Here is a 15007-nt window from a genome sequence, read left to right on the forward strand (position 1 = left end):
TAGAAAATGACAAAGAAATCATTATTTTCAGGGTTACTGCTAATAATTAGCCAACTTTTTGCCCCTGCAGTTTTTGCAGAAGACGGTGTTGCCCCACAAATGGGCTACTTTACACTAGCACCAGACCTAACAACCAACTTTGTTACCCAAGGGAAAAGGCTCGGTTATATCCAGATCCGAGTTGATATCCTAGTGGCTGACAATCGAGATCTGCCTAACTTAGAGCATCACAATCCACAAATTAGAAATGCCTTAGTTGAGGTTCTAGGTCAACAACCAGAGCAACGAATTAAATCATTGGCTGGTAGGGAAGAAATTAGAAAAGAATGCTTAACGGCAATCAATGAACTTTTACTGGCCGAGACAGGAAAAACGCTCGCGGTAGATTTACTGTTTACTAAATATATTTATCAGTAACAGCGATACTATCGTAATATTTATATCAAAATAAAAATGAGCAAGGCACCAAGTGTCTTGCTCATTTTTTTATTCTCTTGATTTCTTTCTATGCGTTTTTCAGCTTACTGTCTATTGCCGCTATCACACAGCCAGTAACCAAGCCAGCAAGGTGCGCCGTATTCGCAATGGCCATAAAAGGTTGAGCATAACCTAGAATTATCCATGCCAACATAAAGCCAACAATCGGTTTAGAGACAGAAATCCCCCTCTCTGGAGCTAACCAACCAATAAACCAAGAATAGCCTAGCAATGCGTATACTACACCTGATAACCCACCAAAGTTTGCCCCTTCTATCCAATACTGCCCTAATCCTGAAAATAAGGCGGAGAATAAAAACAGTTGAACTAACTTGGCTCGCCCCAAACGTAATTCAATGTCTCCACCCAACTGCCACCACCACAGTAAATTAAAGATGATATGCATTGCAGAGAAATGCAGTAATGCATGAGAAAACCAGCGCCATACTTCCATGCTTTGCTCCTGACTTGCAGGAAAATGCAGCGCTTGAAAAATCGAATTATTCCAACCTAGCTGCTGCAGTGCAAAAATAACAATACAAACCGCCATGATGAATAAAGTAAAGAATCCCGCTTTTGCTTTAATCATCTTCATGAGATCTGGCGAACCATAAGCAAACTTTGCTGTTCGTGTATCAGCCATATCCCAAGAGGCAGACTGATATTTCGTATTGTTAGGATCACTTAAAAAAGCCTGAAGTTCCGACTCAACTTCCAGTAGATAAGCATCATCAGATACCAGCCATAACGCAAACTGACCATCTCCTTCTGGCATCATACGAATATCAATCTGCCTCGATGCCATATAATCAATAAACGCCTGCCCTGCTCTTGGATTGGATAATGCGATTAATCTCTGCATATAATTTTATTTCTCCACAGGTAACCCTGCTTTATGCCAGCCTTCAAAACCACCATCAACACTATAAACCTCATCATAACCTTGGTTTAGTAAGTATTGAGCAGCACCTTGACTGCTGTGTCCGTGATAACACATCACTAATACTGGTTGTTCAAAATCCACTGTATTCATTAACTCAACAATGGTGTCATTAGTTAAATGAAATGCGCCATCGACGTGCGATCGGGAAAAAGATTGAGGATCTCGAATATCGACGATCACCGCATTAAGATCTTTATTTTGTAGTTTATGTTGAGCATCGACTACTGAGATATGTTGAAACTGTTCCATTTTGACTTCCACTCTCTATTTTTTCTTTATTGTACCTCTGATTAACCACAAGAAAAACACAGAGTACGTAAGGATAAAAACAACTTATACACAAATTTATTATCCACATATTTTTATGACCAAACAAAAGCCGCTCACTTTTTAACCACCTGTGGAAAACCTTGTGGATTGCGTTGATAAAGTGGTTTAAATAAAATAGATCCACTACATGTAGTAAGGATCCTTTTTAATGTGTGGATAGTAGTTCTTATCTTAATCCTTTATTTTATCTCGCTTTCTAAACCATATAGCAAGATCTAAACAGCTAACTCCCTACTTATACACAAGATAAATAATCAACTTAAACTATAAAAACAGCTCAAACTCACAGAGATTAAAAACAAAAAAGGCTGATCCCCAAAGAGATCAGCCTTCTATTTGATTCTTATTCTGTGCTTATTAACTAAAGAACATCACCAACCGCGTCTTTTAATTTTTTCATCGCATTTTTTTCAAGTTGACGGATACGTTCAGCAGAAACTTGGTAAGTATCAGCCAACTCTTGTAATGTCACTTTCTCATCAGCTAACCAACGAGATTGCACGATATGTTGACTGCGATCGTCTAATGTTGCAATGGCATTTGCTAAACGATTATTAGTGTAATCTTCCCAATTATCTTCTTCTAAAGAATAAGCCACGTCAGATTGTTTATCTTCTAAGTAATAAACAGGTGCCGTGAAAGCCATATCACGGTCATCATCTTCTGCTGGTGCCTCAAACGTTGAATCTTGCGCTGCAAGTCGAGACTCCATTTCTCTCACTTCAGAAGGAGATACTCCAAGATCTTTTGCAACCGCTTCAACTTCACCGTTATTAAACCAGCCAAGGCGTTTTTTATTCTTTCTTAAGTTAAAAAACAGTTTACGCTGCGCTTTAGTCGTTGCTACTTTCACAATACGCCAGTTTCTTAGTACGTATTCATGAATTTCAGCTTTAATCCAATGCACAGCAAAGGAAACCAAACGAACACCCACTTCAGGGTTGAAACGTTTTACGGCTTTCATAAGACCGACATTACCTTCTTGGATAAGATCCGCTAAAGGCAAGCCATAACCAGAATAACCACGAGCAACATGCACGACGAAACGAAGATGAGATAAAATTAGCTCTTTCGCGGCTTCTATTTCTTCTTTGTAGTGTAAACGCTCGGCCAGTTCACGCTCTTCTGTCACTGTTAGCATCGGATAACTATTAACAGAACGCAGATAGCTATCAATGCTATCTTGTGAAACGGCTGCCATTGAATACATCTCTTTCGACATTCAAATCCCCATTTATTTCTTGGTATTACTTAACTTAGCCTTGCAATAATGTACTTAAAATAAACAGACTGCAAGTGAAAGGCGGAGAATTATCCACACTTTATGGACTCACGTCTGTTAACTAAGTTCACTTTTTAACAAAAAAAACCGCTAATTCAAAGAATTAACGGTTTCATAAGATCGTGGTCAGATAAATGGCCGTTCTAGTCTATTTGTACATATAAACGCTATACCGGCTCAATTTCTTTTAAATGACGCAAGACTGAAATACGCGCAGCAAATAAACCTAAAAAAGACGATAACATCAGTAATAACAAACTTTCATCCCATGTTAGCCCTACTAGTCTAAATACACTTTCATATAATACCGCGACATTATCTACAGCCCCATTCAGCGTAACGGTAATGATGGCAGTAAATAGCCAAGCAATAACTCCACCCAATAATCCAAACCACATCCCCGTATATAAATATGGACGTAAAATAAAGGTATTGGTAGCACCAACCAATTTCATTACTTGGATTTCATCTTTCTGCTCTAGCACATTAAAACGAAGCGTATTACCCACAATCAAGAAAACAGCAACAAACATAAGGATAGCGAGTGTTGTTGCAACAACTACAGCGACATGCTTAATCGCCTCTAATCGAACTAGCCAATCATCATCTAAGCGTACTTCATTCACGTACGACTGTTGCTTAAGACGATTCACCAATTGATGTACTTTATTCTTATCTTGCCAATCACTCTGAGGAGAGACAATTAACACTGCAGGAAGTGGATTACTATCAAGTAAAGTAAGTGCTTGCTCAAAACCAGATTGCTCACTGAGCTCTTTTAATCCCTCTTGTGGAGAGATGTAGCTAACCGCCTCAACTTCTTTCCAGCCTTCAAGCTCACTTTTTAAATCTTGAACTTTTGACTCAGCAACTTCTTGTTGTAGATACAAACTGACTTGTGAAGGCGCTTGCCATTTAGAAGCGACTATTGTTAAGTTTTTACCGACTAAATACATGCTGGATGGTAACGTCAATGACATTGCTATCACAGCAAGCGTTAATAAATTACCTAAAGGACGACGTAATAACTCTTGAAAAGAGAGTTTAGCCTGTTTTTTATGTGTTGCCCAAAAACCATCGCTTGATGCCCCTTGAGTATTTTTTACTTTGCTACGCTTAGTCATGATCTGCAACCTCACGCAAACACCCTTGGTGTAAATCGAAACGACGATATTTATTACCACCAATAAGAGATAAATCATGAGATGCCATTAATACGCTGACACCAACACGATTAAACTCAGCAAACAAGTTAAATACTTGACGAGACAACTGAGGATCTAAATTACCTGTTGGCTCATCGGCCAAAAGTAGCATTGGTTTATTTACCACGGCTCTAGCGATACCTACGCGTTGCTGCTCACCACCCGATAATTGCATCGGGTAACTTTTGGCTTTATCTAACAGGCCTGTTTTATCCAACGCCGCAGAAACTCGGCGTTTAATGTCATTTTCACGCACTGACTCCACGCGCATTGGTAATGCTACGTTGTCAAAGATCGTTCTATTCATCAATAATTTATGGTCTTGGAATACAATACCAATATTACGACGTAAAAAGGGAATGTCTTGATTTGAAATTTTAGTAATGTCATGACCATTAAATAAAATTTTGCCATCACTTGGACGCTCAATAGCACAGATCAATTTCAGCAAGGTACTTTTACCCGCACCAGAATGACCACTTAAAAAAGCCATTTCACCTCGATTAAGATGAAAGTTTACTTTTTGTAATGCTGGACGACCGCCACGGTAGGCTTTCGACACTTGCTGAAATCGAATCACGCGTTATTCCTCACGACTAAATAATGCATCAATAAAATCTTGCGCCACAAATGGACGTAAATCATCAATTCCTTCCCCAACACCGATATAACGAATTGGGATTTGAAATTGGTCGGCAATAGAGAAGATAACCCCACCTTTTGCTGTGCCATCTAATTTCGTCAATGTAATCCCCGTTACTGGAGCAACATCGCTGAATAGTTTTGCTTGGCTAATGGCATTTTGCCCAGTACCGGCATCAAGCGTTAACATCACTTCATGTGGTGCCGTTGGGTCTATCTTCTGCATTACTCTCACAATTTTACGCAATTCTTCCATTAAATTGCTCTTATTTTGGAGACGACCTGCAGTATCAGCAATCACCACATCCACCTTACGTGCTTTTGCAGCTTCAATCGCATCATAAATCACTGACGCACTATCCGCTCCAGTGTGTTGTGCGATTACAGGCACATCGTTACGTTGGCCCCATACTTGAAGTTGTTCAACCGCCGCAGCACGGAACGTATCACCAGCGGCTAAAATCACTGACTTACCTTCACTTTGGAACTGTTTTGCTAACTTACCAATGGTCGTTGTTTTACCAACACCATTGACACCCACCATTAAAATAACGTGTGGCATATTTTTCTCATTAATTTCTAACGGTTGTTCCACTTTCGCTAGAATTTCTGACATTTCTTCTTTTAATAAGCCATATAGCGCTTCACCATCTTTCAGGTCTCGCTTACTGGCTTTCTCAGTTAAACTGTCAATGATCTTAACTGTTGTATCCATTCCTACATCAGCAATCAGTAGCTGTTCTTCTAACTCTTCAAACAGCTCTTCATCTATTTTTTTACCGCTGAATAACCCAAAGAAACCCGCACCAATATTCTCTTTTGTACGTTGTAAGCTACGCTTTAAACGAGCAAAGAAACTTTCTGTTGGTTTTTCTTGAACTTCTTCCACGGTCACTTCAACTGCAGGCTCTGGATTTACCAGCTCCATTTCTGTAATTAATGACTCTGTTGCACTCTTTTCGCTTTCTTCAACTGAAGCTTTATTTTCTTCTTTATTTTCTTCAACTGAAAGCGCTTCAGTCTCTTTAGACTGTTCAAGTTGTGCGTCTTCCACTACACTCTCAACAATACTGTCTTCTTGAGACGGTGTTTGAGATAAAGTATCAGTGCCTTCTTCTGCTGATTGTTGTTCTACTGTTGGTTGTTCGGCTTTTTCTTCATCACCAAAACCTAACCAAGACAATAATCCGCGTTTCTTTTTGCCTGTCATTGGGAAATCCTAGAATTAAATTGGTACAATTTTCTCGTATACTATCACTTTCTGAGCGGTCACAATATCTATGCTTAAACGTAAACAACACTCATCTCGCACTTCTGGCACAAATGGTCGCTCTGGAAGCATTCGTATTATCAGCGGACGCTGGCGTGGACGCAAACTTCCTGTGCATGATGCTGAAGGATTAAGACCAACAACAGACCGAATAAAAGAGACGGTTTTTAATTGGTTAGCGCCAGATATTCCTCGCGCTCGTTGTTTAGACCTATTTTCTGGCAGTGGCGGTTTAGGCTTTGAAGCGGCTTCTCGTGGTGCAGAAGCTGTCGTCATGCTTGAACTAAATAAACAAGCTTACTCCCAATTAAAACAAAACGCAGAAAGTTTAAAAGCCGATAATATCGAGATTCATCATACCGATGCTCTCACTTTTTTAGATAAAACGGCAACCCCCTTTGATGTGGTTTTTATCGATCCTCCTTTTAGAAAAGATTTATTAGAAACAACGTTAACAAAATTAGAAAATAATGGATGGTTAGCGAAAAATGCCATGATATATATTGAAGCAGAAAAAGAACTCAGTGCCTTGCCGGTTCCTGCTCATTGGCATTTGCATCGTGATAAAACCGCAGGGCAAGTTACCTTTAAATTGTATGAGAGAGAAGAATAGATGAAAGGATTGATCATTCTAGCCAAAATCGCTATTGGGTTTGTTTGGCTAATGCTATTACTTAACTTATTTATGCCCTTTCCAGGAACTGGGGCGATTGCGCTTTATATTCTGACTGCATTTTTATTTATGATGCACGGATTACAAATGCTAATTTTCATTGGCGCATTTGGGGATAAAATATCAATGAGTCGATGGGAGAAGTGGTCCATTCTTATCTTTGGTGTTTTTGCCTTACTGGATATCAGAAAAAAACACATGATGGATAAATAATTTATCATTCATTAAAGGAGCACATGTTGCTCCTTTTTTACGCATTAATGTCACGCTTCTCCCCCATCTCAAATAAATATATATGTTATGATCTTATCCTACTTTTTATGATTTAAATTTTGGTACTCATTTATGGAAACTCTTTCCGCAGCCGTCATGCTTTTTCTGATCATGGATCCAATGGGTAACTTACCTGTCTTTACCTCTATTCTTAAACACGTAGAAAAGAAAAGAAGACGTATTATTTTAATTCGAGAGCTTCTTATTGCTCTCGCCATCATGATGTCTTTTCTCTACATGGGAGAGCAGATCTTAAATTTTCTAAGCTTAAAAAAAGAAGCAGTATCTATCTCTGGAGCGATTATTTTATTCCTAATCGGTTTAAAAATGATCTTTCCACCAGAGGGAGGGTTAGGCGCTAGCTTAGGGGCGGGGGATGAACCACTAATTGTGCCATTAGCCATTCCTATGATTGCAGGACCATCAATTCTAGCCACATTATTATTACTAGCTCATCAAGAACCTGATCGTATGCTTGATTGGAGCCTGGCATTATTAGGCGCTTGGTCCTTAACTACCGTTATTTTAATGTTCTCAGAGCTATTCCAACGTATCGTTGGCGAAAAAGGCCTAGCTGCCATTGAAAGACTAATGGGAATGCTATTACTGATGATTTCAGTACAAATGTTCTTAGATGGCATTACAAGCTATTTTACTCACATCTAGAGATGCTATTTACTTATAAAAAAGGTCGCATTTATATGCGACCTTTTTGTTTTCATGTACTAAAGCTTGTTGCCTTTAGTGATGACAAATACGTTCACGATTCACCGTTAACCCAGACTCCAACTCTACAACTTTCTTTTTAGATAAAAGAAAATCAAGCAACTCAGTTAATGTTAGTCCTTGCTGACTGCACGTATGAAAACATACCTCACCACCAAACTCACTTTCAATCATCCCCTCTAACTGCAAACGAGAAAGCGGTTTTTCCGCACTCAATAAGAGGTTTAGTACTGTATGACCGTGAATATCTTGTTTCATGATTAACCTTAATACGTTAGATACAAATAATAGAATTGCAAAAACAGAAAAAGACTACCATTTACCTCTTTCCCCCTCCCTGCTGAACTACAGCATTACTTTACTATAAGGGCTTATCTCCCTCATACGCAGACTCAAATCACCAAAACGTCAACTAAGCTAAATAACGCTTAATTAGGCAACAGTTAAAAAACACAAAAAAAACACAACTTACCCACTAATAACAATGAGTTATATATATTGAGATTATAATACCAAAATTAATGATGGAAAAAGCACCTCATCGTAAAAGTAGGTTTAATCAAAATTATCAAACTCAAACAGGTTAGTAACATCAATATCAATAATAACCCCAGCATATAGGCTCCACAAAAAACAGAAAACAAGAGGTAGGGCAACATCAAGAAGATAAGCCAAGAAATAAGAACAAAAATAGATGCTCAATAAACAAACCATAAAAAATAGAATATTAAAGATATAAATCAAGTGCTTATATTAATTTTACATTTAAAACACACAAAAAAGCATAATATCAACAGATAAAAACACACCTAAACAAGCGACCAAACAACTACTTTTGTCATAGAAAAGTTATTTTTTTAGGCTTTTGAGCAATATGCACTTGATCAACAACCAAAAACAGTGTTATTCTATTTGTCAAGCAATGATAGAAGACATTAAAGGAGCATAGTAATGATTACTTCATCGCAAAAACAAGGACTTATGATGATAGCAGTAGTTGTTGGACTAATGACCCTGCCAATGATGTACTAATATACATTCAAATAAGTTTATATAAAAAAACGGACGCATTTGCGTCCGTTTTTTTATATCTGAAATAAATACCTCAAAACAAATTCTTTATATTATCCCAATAAATCAAATAGATAGCTAATGAAGTCAGCGTCGAAAGCAGTACAATACCGACAACGAGTTTCCATAAAAAACGACTCGCTCTAGGCGTTAAAATATCTGTAATTTCTTTACAGGTCTCTTTGAATCCCGACTTATCCCCTAACTTATACCCTTCTTCATGCACTACTTTATTTCTCATTGTTGCAATAAAGCGTAATCGACCAATCGTCCCATGAGGTAAACGCTCCTCACAACTGGTAATAAGCTGATGAAGTCCTTTTCCTTTGGCGTGATAGTGTGTCCTTAATAAAGACTCAATTTTTCGACTTTGTTTTACAACAAGATCAATCTCAGACATACCACTCTCCTAATCCTTTACTTTGAATTTCTTTATTTCCTTTATACCACTCTAAAATCCGTTTCTCTTTCTGATCGTTGAGATTAATTCTTTCTATTTGGCACACACTCATCTTTTAATACTTTTCTTATCAAATAATAGGAGATCTTTAATCAATAGTATTCGAGCCAGATCTCAGTTCCTATCACATTTCATTCTGGAGTAAACAATATATATAAAATAACCGGAAAATCCGCACAAACTAGGAAAATACTCCTTATCTATCTTAATAAAAAAGTTAAAATAACCATGGCTCTATTTACTCGCACGTTTAAGGAAAATCATGCCTGCCATTTATATTGTTCTATTGTTGATCTTTATTTTAATTTCCGCACTCTTATTCCAACGATTTCAAACTAAGTTTATCTTGGGTGATAACGCCCCTGAAATGAAAACAGAAGTCACTATTCTAGATAAACAAATCGTAGAAATACCCGATGCACAACTAGGAGAAGAAGATCAAGAATTCTGGATTTACGTTCAAAAAGGAAAATTTGGTCCCAAAAGAGAATTTGAAGTTGGTGTTCACTATTTTCATGCTCTAAACCCAGGAGATAAAGGTATAATGACCTATCAAGGGCGTAAATTTCATCACTTTGCTTTAAAGCGAGATTAATCTAGGGACCTCATTATGACCAACGCAATGCTTTCTGCTATTCCATTAACCTCTCTTTCTGGTGTTGGAGCCAAGGTAGCAGAAAAGCTCGAAAAAATTGGGTTGGTTAACATTCAAGATTTACTTTTCCACCTTCCTCTTCGTTATGAAGACAGAACCCGTGTTTATCCAATGGCTCGTGTTCATTCTGGTTTATTTGCCGCCGTTCAAGGCAAGGTTATGTCTTGCGATATGCAATTTGGCAAACGTAAAATGTTGCTGGTTAAAATTAGCGATGGTAATGGCACCATTACATTGCGATTTTTTAATTTCAATGCGGGAATGAAAAACAGTTTTAGTGAAGGAAAAGTGATTCATGCCTATGGTGAAATTAAACGTGGCGGAAGTGGCTTAGAGATTGTTCATCCTGAATATCAATTCCATACCCCTTCTAAATCTATGGATATAGAAGCCACGTTAACACCAGTCTATCCAACTACTGATGGTTTACGCCAAAACACGCTACGTAGCTTGACCGACCAAGCATTAGAATTGCTAGATAAAGCTGCTGTTACTGAATTATTGCCCCAAGGTTTGTATAACAACCAAATTACACTCAACCAAGCTTTGCATATTATTCATCGCCCAGATCCTTCAATTAATCTAGATGCGTTTGATGAAGGAAAACACCCTGCACAACAACGATTGATCATAGAAGAGCTATTAGCTCAAAACCTATCCATGCTATCTGTTCGTAGCAAAGGCCAGCAAGAAGACGCACTACCATTAGCAACGGTGACTAATTTAAAACAGAAACTATTAGATCAATTACCATTTACACCAACAGGAGCCCAACAACGTGTTGTAGCAGAAATAGAGCAGGATCTGGCTAAGCCTCACCCTATGATGCGATTGGTTCAAGGAGATGTGGGTTCAGGTAAAACCTTAGTTGCCGCACTCGCAGCCGTACAAGCGATTGAGCATGGTTATCAAGTGGTGCTAATGGCCCCTACCGAATTATTAGCAGAGCAGCACGCAGTAAACTTTGGCAATTGGTTTGAAAGTATGGGCATCCCCGTTGGCTGGTTAGCTGGCAAATTGACAGGTAAAGCAAAAGAGAAAGAATTAGCTCGCATTGCCAGTGGTGAAGCGAAAATGATAGTGGGCACTCACGCACTTTTTCAACAGCACGTTGAGTTTCATCACCTTGCTTTAGTCATTATTGATGAGCAACACCGCTTCGGGGTTGATCAGCGCCTAGAGTTACGTGAAAAAGGCGAGAAAGACGGTGCTTATCCACATCAATTGATTATGACTGCAACGCCTATTCCTAGAACCTTAGCTATGACGGCATATGCAGATCTAGAGACATCAGTAATTGATGAACTTCCGCCAGGGCGTACACCAATTCAAACCATCGCTTTACCAGATACAAGACGCGATGAAATCGTGAATAAAGTAAGAAATGCCTGCATAAATGATGGCCGACAAGCCTACTGGGTATGTACCCTTATTGATGATTCTGAAGTCCTAGAAGCCCAAGCTGCCTCTGATACGGCTGACGCATTACGACTCCAACTACCTGAACTGAATATTGGTTTGGTTCATGGTCGAATGAAATCAAAAGAAAAACAACAAATCATGAAGGAATTTAAAGAAGGTAAACTGCACTTGTTAGTGGCCACTACGGTTATTGAAGTCGGGGTTGATGTACCTAACTCAAGCTTAATGATTATCGAAAACCCTGAACGTCTTGGTTTGGCACAATTGCACCAATTGCGTGGCCGAGTTGGTCGAGGATCAGTGGCTAGCCATTGTGTTTTACTCTACCACTCTCCGCTGTCTAAAACCGCTCAGAAACGTCTGAGTGTTTTACGTGAAAGTAATGATGGCTTTGTCATTGCTCAGCGAGATTTAGAGATCCGAGGCCCAGGTGAATTACTCGGAACCAAACAAACGGGATTGGCTGATTTTAAAATTGCAGATTTAGTTCGAGATCAGCATTTAATTCCTGAAGTACAGCGTATTGCACGCCACCTACATGATAGCTACCCAAAAAATGCTAAAGCCATTATTTTGCGTTGGTTAGGTGAGCGAGATATCTACTCAAATGCATAAATAGTCTTATTCTCATAAATAACAGACACAAAAAAGGTGAGTATCTACTCACCTTTTTAACTCATGGGTTAAACTAAACTCTTAGTAATAAGAGTGCTCACCACGATCATGCTCAGTTAAATCTTTAACTGCGGTTAATTCACCTTCAAATTGAACCAACAATTCTTTTTCGATGCCTTCTTTTAGTGTCACATCAACCATCGAGCAACCATTACAGCCACCACCAAATTGAACGATTGCAACACCTGCATCAGTGATTTCCATCAAGCTTACGTGACCGCCATGGCCAGCAAGTTGTGGGTTCACTTGAGTTTGAATCGCGTACTCTACACGTTCAAATAAAGGCGCATCATCATTTACTTTACGCATTTTTGCATTTGGTGCTTTCAGCGTTAATTGAGAGCCCATCTTGTCAGTAACATAATCGATGTCAGCCTCGTCAAGAAAAGGTAAGCTTAACTCATCAACATACGCTGATAATTTTTCAAACTTCAGCTCAGTATCATTCGCTTCGATTGCTTCAGGTGGACAGTAAGATACGCCACACTCTGCGTTTTGAGTACCCGGATTAACCACGAATACACGGATGTTTGTCCCTTCTGGCTGTTGTGCTAGAAGTTTTGCAAAATGCTCTTGGGCACTTTCAGTAATATTGATTGAAGACACAAGTAATACCTGACTAAATTAGTATGATTAAGGATTGTACTCTGAAACACAATTTTTTTCGAGCAGAATTCTGTTCAAGTCACATTGTTTTCGAATTAGATTCTGACATTATAACAAGCTTAATAATTTATTTATCAAGAGTAGCTCTTATTATTTGCACGTTAAAATTTGATCCCACGGCAAATTTTCATCGCCTAATACGATAAAGTTAGGATTCTCTAACGACTCCCTTTCATTATAAGAAAGAGGGACTAGTTCGGTTGATAATATGCGACCACCCGCTTCTTGAACAATACACTGCGTTGCCGCAGTATCCCACTCTCCCGTTGGGCCTAAACGCAAATAACAATCCACTGCCCCTTCAGCAACCAAGCAAGCTTTTAATGCTGCAGAGCCCAAAGGCACTAAATCATAATTCCACTCAGCACTCATACAACAAGTAATATTATTAATATTCTGACGGCGACTTATCGCGATGGCTATCGGTTGCTTCTCTTCTTCATGCTTTAGGGTGCTGATACGAATGCTTTCATCCATATCTGGAATTTTCCATGCCCCTTTGCCTTCATAAGCATAGTAAGTCACGCCAGAAACAGGGCCATATACGACTCCCATTACTGGTCGATTATTTTCAACTAAAGCAATAATAGTGGCAAAGTCGCCACTGCGAGCAATAAATTCTTGCGTGCCATCCAGTGGGTCTACCAACCAATAGCGTTCCCATTGCGCTCGTTGTTCTAGCGCAATGTCTGCATCTTCCTCTGACAGAATTGGGATCTCTGGGGTCAGTTGAGAGAGCTTTTCTATAATTAATTTATGCGCAGCTAAATCAGCACTGGTTACAGGTGTTTGATCCGATTTAGTAAACTCTTCAAAATCACCTTTCTCATAAATATCGAGAATAAGTTGCCCTGATGCACGTGCAATATTGATCACTTCAGGAAGTAGATGTGAAAGTGTTAAATCCATCAATATTACTCCTTAGATAAAAATTGTTGAGCAAGCAAGAGTGCACTAATGCTTCTTGCTTCTGAAAAATCCAAATGATGTAGCAACTCAGAAGCTTGAGCTAAAGGCCAACGAACGATGTCTAACGGCTCTGGCTCATCGCCTTCTAACTGTTCAGGATAAAGGCCTTGGGCAACAAAAAGAGTCATTTTGCTTGAGAAATAAGAAGGCGCAAGAACCAGTTCTTTTAATGGTGTTAATGTTTTAGCACCAAACCCAATTTCTTCTTTTAACTCTCGGTTTGCCGCTTCTGATGGTGTTTCACCTGGATCAATAAGTCCTTTCGGAAAGCCTAACTCATAGCTTTCTGTACCCACTGCATATTCTCGAACTAACAGTAGATCACCCTGCTCGGTAACAGGCACCATCATCACAGCATGACGTCCACTTGGTTTCATTCGTTCATAGGTACGCTCCACTCCGTTAGAGAAGCGTAAATCCACCGATTCAATACAAAACAACTTTGATTGTGCTTCAACGCGTTTATCTAAAATTGTCGGCAATTGTTTTTTAGCCATTGTATTTCCTTACAGACGTCCTGAATAAGTCACTCTATATTGCCCTTTTGAATCTGGCTTGCCTAGCCATTTAAGTTGGCTTCTTAAACTAGATGGGAAGTTGGCTTCAGGTCTGAACCAACCCTTAACCTGATAAGAACGATTTGGGTTCAACACAACATCAAATTCGCTGCCCACATCTTCTGATGATTGTTTACTGGTCAACATCACCTTGTTATCAACACAAGTGACATCAGCAATCACTGTATTTGGGTTAATATTTCCTAATGGCGAGATTATTTTACCTGCTGACCAAACCACTTCACCCGTCGCTTGTTTACACCAAGGTTGTCCTTGTTGAAAATAATTAATGCTAATTTCTGCTTGCCCTTGTAATGATACAGGTAAAGCCATAGGAACTTTATTCATGATACTAGCCACAGGGAGGGAGATAACCATGTTTTCAGCATAAGCCCCTTTTGAGACACTATAACCAACCGCCCCCTTACCACGTAACTCTAACTCACTACCACGACCAAAACGTATTGAAAATACCGCATGGCCCTTTAATATCGCCACAGGATCAATCTGCCATTGCAGTTGGCCATAGTTCACTCGTTGCCATGACAGTGAATCTACCTGTCCTTTCCATGGCGTACCAGATAAACCAACCAACACTAAACCTCTTACCTTTGGGGCTTGATCAACAACCCACTGAATAGGCATATGCAGTAAGGCACTAAAAGTAAAAAAGGCAGAGAAGACCGTTGCGATTAATAATTTAAACTTCAT

The 15007-nt window shown here is 39.1% G+C and carries 18 protein-coding genes; 6 read left to right on the forward strand and 12 right to left on the reverse strand.

Translation table 11 applies throughout. From position 1 onward, the window contains the following. Nucleotides 1-6: 6 nt before the first annotated feature. Complete coding sequence (locus F8B77_RS12925; protein WP_151655645.1) at nt 7-417, forward strand: flagellar basal body-associated protein FliL; 411 nt, start codon at nt 7-9, stop codon at nt 415-417. 88 nt (nt 418-505) lie between these two features. On the opposite strand, the gene glpG is transcribed toward F8B77_RS12925, so the two are convergent. The 6 genes from glpG to ftsY all read right to left on the reverse strand — a co-directional run bounded on the left by glpG (nt 506) and on the right by ftsY (nt 6089). Then, complete coding sequence (gene glpG / locus F8B77_RS12930) at nt 506-1339, reverse strand: rhomboid family intramembrane serine protease GlpG (RefSeq protein ID WP_151655646.1); 834 nt, start codon at nt 1337-1339, stop codon at nt 506-508. A 6-nt stretch (nt 1340-1345) separates the two neighbouring features. Then, nucleotides 1346-1669, reverse strand: coding sequence for a thiosulfate sulfurtransferase GlpE (gene glpE / locus F8B77_RS12935; protein ID WP_130045699.1), 324 nt, complete (start codon nt 1667-1669; stop codon nt 1346-1348). Between the two features lie 442 nt (nt 1670-2111). Then, nucleotides 2112-2972, reverse strand: a complete 861-nt coding sequence (rpoH, locus tag F8B77_RS12940; RefSeq protein WP_130049227.1) for an RNA polymerase sigma factor RpoH — start codon at nt 2970-2972, stop codon at nt 2112-2114. Between the two features lie 227 nt (nt 2973-3199). Then, nucleotides 3200-4156, reverse strand: coding sequence for a permease-like cell division protein FtsX (gene ftsX, locus F8B77_RS12945; RefSeq protein ID WP_151655647.1), 957 nt, complete (start codon nt 4154-4156; stop codon nt 3200-3202). Then, complete coding sequence (gene ftsE, locus F8B77_RS12950; protein WP_151655648.1) at nt 4149-4817, reverse strand: cell division ATP-binding protein FtsE; 669 nt, start codon at nt 4815-4817, stop codon at nt 4149-4151. The genes ftsX and ftsE overlap by 8 nt, the downstream gene beginning before the upstream one ends. A gap of 3 nt (nt 4818-4820) precedes the next feature. Further along, nucleotides 4821-6089: a signal recognition particle-docking protein FtsY gene (gene ftsY / locus F8B77_RS12955; RefSeq protein ID WP_130045695.1), complete on the reverse strand. Its 1269-nt coding sequence runs from the start codon at nt 6087-6089 to the stop codon at nt 4821-4823. A gap of 70 nt (nt 6090-6159) precedes the next feature. Between ftsY and rsmD the strand changes: the two genes are divergently transcribed. From rsmD to F8B77_RS12970, 3 genes are all read left to right on the forward strand, one after another. Beyond that, nucleotides 6160-6762 carry a 16S rRNA (guanine(966)-N(2))-methyltransferase RsmD gene (gene rsmD, locus F8B77_RS12960; RefSeq protein ID WP_130045694.1) on the forward strand — a complete coding sequence of 201 codons (603 nt, stop codon included), beginning with the start codon at nt 6160-6162 and terminating at the stop codon, nt 6760-6762. After that, nucleotides 6763-7035 (forward strand): DUF1145 domain-containing protein, encoded by a 273-nt coding sequence (locus tag F8B77_RS12965; protein ID WP_130045693.1) that lies wholly within the window; start codon nt 6763-6765, stop codon nt 7033-7035. It begins immediately after the preceding gene. A 132-nt stretch (nt 7036-7167) separates the two neighbouring features. Next, a complete protein-coding gene (locus F8B77_RS12970; RefSeq protein WP_130045692.1) occupies nt 7168-7761 on the forward strand; it encodes a YhgN family NAAT transporter in 594 nt (197 codons plus the stop codon). Nucleotides 7762-7836: 75 nt separating this feature from the next. Here the strand turns inward: F8B77_RS12970 and F8B77_RS12975 are convergent, their stop codons facing one another. Together F8B77_RS12975 and F8B77_RS12985 are read right to left on the reverse strand one after the other, a co-directional pair. Next, a complete protein-coding gene (locus F8B77_RS12975) occupies nt 7837-8079 on the reverse strand; it encodes a YecH family metal-binding protein (protein WP_151655649.1) in 243 nt (80 codons plus the stop codon). An 847-nt stretch (nt 8080-8926) separates the two neighbouring features. Continuing rightward, on the reverse strand, nt 8927-9292 hold the full coding sequence (locus tag F8B77_RS12985; protein WP_151655650.1) for a DUF4145 domain-containing protein: 366 nt from the start codon (nt 9290-9292) through the stop codon (nt 8927-8929). 322 nt (nt 9293-9614) lie between these two features. Between F8B77_RS12985 and F8B77_RS12990 the strand changes: the two genes are divergently transcribed. Both F8B77_RS12990 and recG read left to right on the forward strand, forming a co-directional pair. Then, nucleotides 9615-9947, forward strand: a complete 333-nt coding sequence (locus F8B77_RS12990; protein ID WP_151655651.1) for a DUF2500 domain-containing protein — start codon at nt 9615-9617, stop codon at nt 9945-9947. A gap of 15 nt (nt 9948-9962) precedes the next feature. Further along, entirely contained in the window at nt 9963-12044 is a 2082-nt protein-coding gene (gene recG / locus F8B77_RS12995) for an ATP-dependent DNA helicase RecG (RefSeq protein WP_151655652.1), read from the forward strand. Between the two features lie 81 nt (nt 12045-12125). Here the strand turns inward: recG and nfuA are convergent, their stop codons facing one another. The 4 genes from nfuA to F8B77_RS13015 form a co-directional block, all read right to left on the reverse strand. After that, nucleotides 12126-12710 carry a Fe-S biogenesis protein NfuA gene (nfuA, locus tag F8B77_RS13000; RefSeq protein ID WP_151655653.1) on the reverse strand — a complete coding sequence of 195 codons (585 nt, stop codon included), beginning with the start codon at nt 12708-12710 and terminating at the stop codon, nt 12126-12128. Between the two features lie 150 nt (nt 12711-12860). After that, nucleotides 12861-13679: a 3'(2'),5'-bisphosphate nucleotidase CysQ gene (gene cysQ / locus F8B77_RS13005; protein ID WP_151655654.1), complete on the reverse strand. Its 819-nt coding sequence runs from the start codon at nt 13677-13679 to the stop codon at nt 12861-12863. A gap of 5 nt (nt 13680-13684) precedes the next feature. Beyond that, the gene (gene nudE / locus F8B77_RS13010) at nt 13685-14236 is read right to left on the reverse strand and encodes an ADP compounds hydrolase NudE (protein WP_151655655.1); all 552 of its coding nucleotides are present in this window, start codon (nt 14234-14236) and stop codon (nt 13685-13687) included. 9 nt (nt 14237-14245) lie between these two features. Next, nucleotides 14246-15007: a type II secretion system protein N gene (locus F8B77_RS13015; RefSeq protein ID WP_151655656.1), complete on the reverse strand. Its 762-nt coding sequence runs from the start codon at nt 15005-15007 to the stop codon at nt 14246-14248.

This window comes from Aliivibrio finisterrensis (assembly GCF_008933155.1).
In the GTDB taxonomy this organism is placed as follows: domain Bacteria; phylum Pseudomonadota; class Gammaproteobacteria; order Enterobacterales; family Vibrionaceae; genus Aliivibrio; species Aliivibrio finisterrensis.

Coding starts and splice junctions, on each gene's coding strand:
- F8B77_RS12925 (WP_151655645.1), top strand. CDS start 7: ATGACAAAGAAATCATTATTTTCAGGGTTACTGCTAATAATTAGCCAA.
- glpG (WP_151655646.1), bottom strand. CDS start 1,339: ATGCAGAGATTAATCGCATTATCCAATCCAAGAGCAGGGCAGGCGTTT.
- glpE (WP_130045699.1), bottom strand. CDS start 1,669: ATGGAACAGTTTCAACATATCTCAGTAGTCGATGCTCAACATAAACTA.
- rpoH (WP_130049227.1), bottom strand. CDS start 2,972: ATGTCGAAAGAGATGTATTCAATGGCAGCCGTTTCACAAGATAGCATT.
- ftsX (WP_151655647.1), bottom strand. CDS start 4,156: ATGACTAAGCGTAGCAAAGTAAAAAATACTCAAGGGGCATCAAGCGAT.
- ftsY (WP_130045695.1), bottom strand. CDS start 6,089: ATGACAGGCAAAAAGAAACGCGGATTATTGTCTTGGTTAGGTTTTGGT.
- rsmD (WP_130045694.1), top strand. CDS start 6,160: ATGCTTAAACGTAAACAACACTCATCTCGCACTTCTGGCACAAATGGT.
- F8B77_RS12965 (WP_130045693.1), top strand. CDS start 6,763: ATGAAAGGATTGATCATTCTAGCCAAAATCGCTATTGGGTTTGTTTGG.
- F8B77_RS12970 (WP_130045692.1), top strand. CDS start 7,168: ATGGAAACTCTTTCCGCAGCCGTCATGCTTTTTCTGATCATGGATCCA.
- F8B77_RS12975 (WP_151655649.1), bottom strand. CDS start 8,079: ATGAAACAAGATATTCACGGTCATACAGTACTAAACCTCTTATTGAGT.
- F8B77_RS12985 (WP_151655650.1), bottom strand. CDS start 9,292: ATGTCTGAGATTGATCTTGTTGTAAAACAAAGTCGAAAAATTGAGTCT.
- F8B77_RS12990 (WP_151655651.1), top strand. CDS start 9,615: ATGCCTGCCATTTATATTGTTCTATTGTTGATCTTTATTTTAATTTCC.
- recG (WP_151655652.1), top strand. CDS start 9,963: ATGACCAACGCAATGCTTTCTGCTATTCCATTAACCTCTCTTTCTGGT.
- cysQ (WP_151655654.1), bottom strand. CDS start 13,679: ATGGATTTAACACTTTCACATCTACTTCCTGAAGTGATCAATATTGCA.
- nudE (WP_151655655.1), bottom strand. CDS start 14,236: ATGGCTAAAAAACAATTGCCGACAATTTTAGATAAACGCGTTGAAGCA.
- F8B77_RS13015 (WP_151655656.1), bottom strand. CDS start 15,007: ATGAAGTTTAAATTATTAATCGCAACGGTCTTCTCTGCCTTTTTTACT.